Genomic DNA, 5,246 nt, shown 5'->3' on the forward strand with positions numbered 1-5,246 from the left:
GCGTGGGGAACGATCAGGCCGACGAAACCGATCGCACCGCTGACCGCGACAGCAATACCAATCAAGAGCGACGTGATGACGAAGAACACGAGACGCACCCGCCCCACGTCCACCCCCAGACTCACCGCGGTCTCGTCGCCCATCAGGAACGCGTTGAGCATCCGTGACAGCAGCATGAGGAGCGCCGTCGCAGCAACCAGCACCGCCGCGGGGAAGCCGAGGTCGCCCCAGTTCGCTGCGGCGAGGCTCCCCGCAAGCCACGACAGCACCTCACTCACCCCGCCACCGGGAGTGCTCGCACGGAGAACGAGGTAACTGGTGACCGAACTCAACAGGTAAGACATGGCGACGCCTGCCAGCACGAGCCGGTTCGGAGTTACCCGTCCCCGACGCTGCGCCAGCAAAAAGACGAGGAGCGTCGTGAGGAGCGCGCCGAAGAACGCGGCGACCGGCACCGAGACTGCGGCCAACGCGCCGGTCGCGAGAGTGAGCATCGCAACAGCAGCGACTGAGGCGCCGGAGGACACCCCGAACACGAACGGGTCCGCGAGCGGGTTGCGTACGACCGCTTGGAGGACCGCGCCGGCAACGGCTAGTGCGGCCCCGACGAGAAACCCGAGGAGTGCGCGCGGCAGCCGGAACTCCCACACGATCTGCGCCTGGGTCGCGGTGGACGAAGTTCCGATATCCCAGGGAAAGAGGTGATCCGCGACCACACTGACGACGACGCCGGGATGGATCGGAACCGACCCGACCGCGACAGACAGAACCACCGCGACGATCGCTGCGGTCACGAGCACGAGGATCGTGGTGCGCGGACGCCGTTGACGTCCGCGCACCACGGGGTGAGCGCTGGTCACGAAGCGGGAACCGGCAGGTCCAGACCGTGCAGTCCGTTCGCGATCTGCGTGAGCCCGCGCATCACAGAGATCGACGCATCCGTATCAGCGACCGGGATCTCAACGAGCCGGCCTTCCTGAACGGCGGTGAGTTCTGGGAACGTCTGATGCAGGAAGTCGCTGAGGGTCTCGTAGTCCTGCCCCTCGAACGTACCGACCAGGATCACGTCCGGCTGGGCCGCAGCGAACTCTTCCTTGCTGACATAGACCGCATCCCGGGGAAACAGGTTCGTGCCACCAGCGGTGGAGATGGCGTCGTCGTAGATGCCGCCAGCCAGGACGATCAGCGGCCCCTCGCCACCGTTGTAAAAAGCAACCGTGACATCTTCCTTTCCAGCGACCGCGTCGATCACTGTCTGACGCTGCTCTTCGAGGGAGGAGATGAGCTCTTCAGCGCGGTCGCTCACCCCGAAGATCTTGCCGAGGTCGCGGAGCGCATCGAGCGGGGTCTCGAGCGTCATTTCGATGGCACCGCCGGCATCGGCATCACAGACGTTCGCCCCATAGACCTGCGCGCCGCTCTGCTCGATCTGTTCGACCGAGGCGTATCCCATTGAGGTATCGAAGGCGTAGCCGACCAGCGATTGGCCGAGCACAAGATCCGCGTCATAGCTGAGCACGGTTTCCTTGTCAGGCCATCCCATCGCCGTCCCGATCGAGGGGATGCCCTCCGCCTCCGTCGCCACCGAAGCAGGATACGTCGCATAGTCACCAGCACGGGCCAAGACGCGGTCGCCCAGCCCCAACGCAAGCATCATCTCCGTCGGCGCCTGCCATAGGCTCAACACCCTCTCGGGAGGCGAGTCGAAGGTCAACGTGCGATCGCAGTTCTCTACGGTGACGGGATACCCTTGCGCCGCAGATGACGGGGTTTCGCTGGACTGTGAGGCCTCGGGACTTGAGCATCCCGCGAGTGTGGCAATGAGAGAGGCGGCAATCACACCGGTGACTGCCTTTCGGTTGAGGGCCATGAGTTCCTTGCTGATGTGACAACGAAAGCGATGATCGCTACAAGATGTAGAGATATATCAATCCTCGCTGCACCGGCATAGCGCAACAAGTGGCGGTAATGCCGATTTGCGATAGATTTACGACATGAACCATGATCCGTCGAGCATCACGCGGGCCGAACCGCATCGGATCGCAGTGCTGGTCATGGAACGCGCTCTCCCGGTGGAGGTCAGCATGCCGTTCCTTGTATTCGGCGCCCCTTCTCTTGGTTACGAGCTCACGCTGTGCGGGCGAACTCCAGGGCCGACCGAGACTGATCATGGGTGGTCGATAGTGGTGACTCATGGCCTTGATGCGATCACCGAAGCTGACACTGTCATCGTGACCGCGTTCCGCGACTTTCTTGACGAGGTGCCCGGCGATGTGCTGACCGCACTGCAGCTCGCACACCAGCGCGGGACTCGCATCGCCTCCATCTGTACTGGCGCGTTCGTGCTGGCCGCCGCAGGTTTGCTCGACGGACGACGGGCCACCACGCATTGGCAGTTCGCGCAGGAACTCGCCCAGAGATTCCCCAAGATCGACGTCGACCCCGACCCCCTCTACGTCGACGAGGGGCAGGTCATCACTTCGGCCGGCGTCGTGAGTGGCATCGATCTTTGCCTCCACCTCCTCCGTCTTGACCGGGGTGCCGCTGTTGCCAACGAGATCGCGAGCACCATCGTTGCCGCACCCTTCCGCGACGGAGGGCAGGCCCAGTTCGCACGTAGGCCTGGCCCTTCACCTGCCACTACGGGCAGCATCGGGGCAACCCAAGATTGGGCGCTTGCACAGCTTGACCGGCCGTTGGTCGTGAAGGATATGGCCGACCACGCTGGGTTACCATTGCGCACCTTTGAACGGCGCTTCGCGGCAGCGACGGGCGGCTCACCAATGAGATGGCTCAATGCCGCCCGGGTTGAGCACGCACGCAAGCTCCTTGAAACCACCAGCTCGTGTGTCGATGACATCGGACAGCTGTGCGGGCTGGGAACACCCGCCAACTTCCGTCAGCACTTCCGCCGAGCCACCGGTACGTCGCCGAGCGAGTACCGGCGCACATTCGCTTCGAATGAAATGCGTTCTCGATAGAGGCTGACTGTACACCTATACGGGAACTGCCTTGGACAGTATCGGGTTTTCGTGTCGGCAGTTCGGGTGCAGCCGAGCTTGGGCCGGTTTCGGTGACCTCTCGGCTGGAATCGTGTCGGGGTAATCGAGAGTCTAGTTTGGAACTACATGTTGTAGAGTAGTTTTGATGTCTCACCAAACCGTCGCCCATCGGCCTGTCGCCGCACTCCTTGGGGTGCTCAGCTTGATCACGTGGCTGATCCTCGCCCCGGGGGTACCCGCCTATGCGCATGATCAGGTGACGAACCAGACACCTACCGCAGGAGAGCATTTCGACACGTCGCCTGACGAAGTCGCATTAACGTTCACTGCCGAGCCCCTTCCTGTCGGCGCGATCATCATGGTCGTCGACGCGGAAGGCGATTCGTGGGAAGAAGGCGAACCGACATTCTCCGGCTTCACTGCGACGCAGCAGCTGAAGAGCCCGCTGCCCGACGGTAACTATCAGGTGCGCTGGCGGATCGTTTCGAGCGACGGGCATCCGATTAGTGAGAGCTTCTTGTTCTCGGTCGGCGATGTTTCCGGCGCGGCGCCAATCCCGGAGCCTGCATCTGCAGATGCTCCGGTGTCTGCAGCCGATAACGCCAACCAGGGCGAATTCTCGCTCGACGGCGCAAGCGACGATGACACCTCAGGCGATGCCGGGCCAGTGCGGACTGCGTTGCTCGCAAGCGCGGGGGCGCTCGCCGCGCTGGTGTTGTTTGCTTTGGGCCGTGTCGTATTCGTCCGGTCTTCTCGACGATCGAAAGGAACCACATCATGAAGTCCGTCCCCTTCTCGAGGGTCACCACAAGCTTCGCGCTGGCTGGTGCGCTCGCATTCGGCGCAGTTGGATGCAGCACGACCCCCGCGAGTACCGAGTCTGGCGCTTCTTCAGCATCGTCGGAGAGCGCGTCCCAGGAACAGTCCTCGACGATCAGCATCAAGGATGCGTGGGTCAAGGCTGCCGAATCGGGCATGTCCGCAGCTTTCGGAGTTCTTGTCAATGACAGCGGCGAAGATATCCGTGTGGTGTCGGCCACGTCTGATGCCTCGCCCATCATGGAGCTACATGAGACCGTCGAGAATGCGGATGGGAACATGGTGATGCGGGAGAAAGATGGTGGCTTCGTCATCCCAGCGAACTCGGAGTACGTCCTTCAACCGGGCGCGAACCATCTGATGCTCATGGACATCCTCGATCCCGTACTCGCCGGCAACACTGTGTCATTCGCCCTCGAGCTCGAGGACGGGTCAGTGTTCGAATTCGAAGCCCCCGCAAAGGACTACACCGGCGCGAACGAGACCTATGTCGACGAGTAAACCGAAAGACACAGCACTCACTGACGAGGTGAGCGACGATTCCGTGGAGGAGCCGGCGTCGGGGTTCTCGCGGCGTCGACTCTTGTTCGGTGGAGTGGCGGCCGCCGCAGGAGCGGTCGCGGTCGTGGGCGCCGATGGGTTTGTCGCCGGACGAGAGGCCGCGGCACGGGCTGAAGCGCTCGAGGATGCGGAGCAGCTGCGAGGCGGCGAGACTGTCCCGTTCTATGGTGCCCATCAGGCGGGGATCGAAATGGTGCCACAGGCTCACCAATCCCTGGTGTCCGTGACATTGCGGGAGGGCATCACCCGCGAAGACGTGCAGCGCATGCTCATGATCCTCACCGAGGATGCAGCCAGGCTCACGCAGGGCACCTACGCGTTGGCGGATTCGGAACCCGAGCTTTCCCTGCGGCCAGCGCGGCTCACCATCACCTTCGGATTCGGTCGACGCCTCGTAGATACTGTGAACCCCGCGGCCCGGCCCGACTGGCTCGACCGCATCCCGGCGTTCAAGCTCGACCAGCTCAGAGAGGAGTGGAACGACGGTGATCTGCTGCTGCAGATCGCCTCAGATGATCCGCTGACCGTGGCCCATGCCCAGCGCATGCTCCTCAAAGACACACGCACTTTCGGGTCACTGCGGTGGGTGCAACAGGGGTTCCGACGAGCCTATGGTTCAGAGAAGCCCGGCCGGACCCAGCGGAATCTTCTCGGTCAGCTCGACGGCACCGTCAACATGTCACCAGGGAGTGACGACTTCGCTGGCGTCGTCTGGAGAGGACCCGTCGCAAACCCCGCCTGGCTTGACGGCGGAACAGGCTTCGTCGTGAGACGCATCGAGATGCTGCTCGACAAGTGGGATCGACTCGACCGCAGCGGACGTGAGCAAGCGGTCGGCCGCCGGATGGACTCCGGGGCACCACT

At 63.1% G+C, this 5,246-nt stretch carries 6 protein-coding genes; 4 read left to right on the top strand and 2 right to left on the bottom strand.

From position 1 onward, the window contains the following. Together FM113_RS07920 and FM113_RS07925 are read right to left on the bottom strand one after the other, a co-directional pair. Positions 1-860 (bottom strand): iron ABC transporter permease (locus tag FM113_RS07920; RefSeq protein ID WP_087013280.1); only part of this gene is annotated, 860 nt, incomplete at its 3' end. Further along, positions 857-1,870, bottom strand: coding sequence for an ABC transporter substrate-binding protein (locus FM113_RS07925; RefSeq protein WP_087013282.1), 1,014 nt, complete (start codon positions 1,868-1,870; stop codon positions 857-859). The genes FM113_RS07920 and FM113_RS07925, both read right to left, overlap by 4 nt. Before the next feature lie 124 nt (positions 1,871-1,994). Here FM113_RS07925 and FM113_RS07930 point away from each other — a divergent pair, with 124 nt between their 5' ends. The 4 genes from FM113_RS07930 to FM113_RS07945 all read left to right on the top strand — a co-directional run. Next, positions 1,995-2,981, top strand: coding sequence for a GlxA family transcriptional regulator (locus tag FM113_RS07930; protein WP_087013284.1), 987 nt, complete (start codon positions 1,995-1,997; stop codon positions 2,979-2,981). A 223-nt stretch (positions 2,982-3,204) separates the two neighbouring features. After that, positions 3,205-3,783, top strand: coding sequence for a copper resistance CopC family protein (locus FM113_RS07935; protein ID WP_176387123.1), 579 nt, complete (start codon positions 3,205-3,207; stop codon positions 3,781-3,783). Further along, on the top strand, positions 3,780-4,322 hold the full coding sequence (locus tag FM113_RS07940; RefSeq protein ID WP_087013288.1) for a copper chaperone PCu(A)C: 543 nt from the start codon (positions 3,780-3,782) through the stop codon (positions 4,320-4,322). The genes FM113_RS07935 and FM113_RS07940 overlap by 4 nt, the downstream gene beginning before the upstream one ends. Further along, positions 4,309-5,246 (top strand): Dyp-type peroxidase (locus FM113_RS07945; RefSeq protein WP_087013290.1); only part of this gene is annotated, 938 nt, incomplete at its 3' end. The genes FM113_RS07940 and FM113_RS07945, both read left to right, overlap by 14 nt.

The organism is Leucobacter sp. 7(1) (genome assembly GCF_900163635.1).
In the GTDB taxonomy this organism is placed as follows: Bacteria; Actinomycetota; Actinomycetes; order Actinomycetales; family Microbacteriaceae; genus Leucobacter.

Coding starts and splice junctions, on each gene's coding strand:
- FM113_RS07930 (WP_087013284.1), top strand. CDS start 1,995: ATGAACCATGATCCGTCGAGCATCACGCGGGCCGAACCGCATCGGATC.
- FM113_RS07925 (WP_087013282.1), bottom strand. CDS start 1,870: ATGGCCCTCAACCGAAAGGCAGTCACCGGTGTGATTGCCGCCTCTCTC.
- FM113_RS07940 (WP_087013288.1), top strand. CDS start 3,780: ATGAAGTCCGTCCCCTTCTCGAGGGTCACCACAAGCTTCGCGCTGGCT.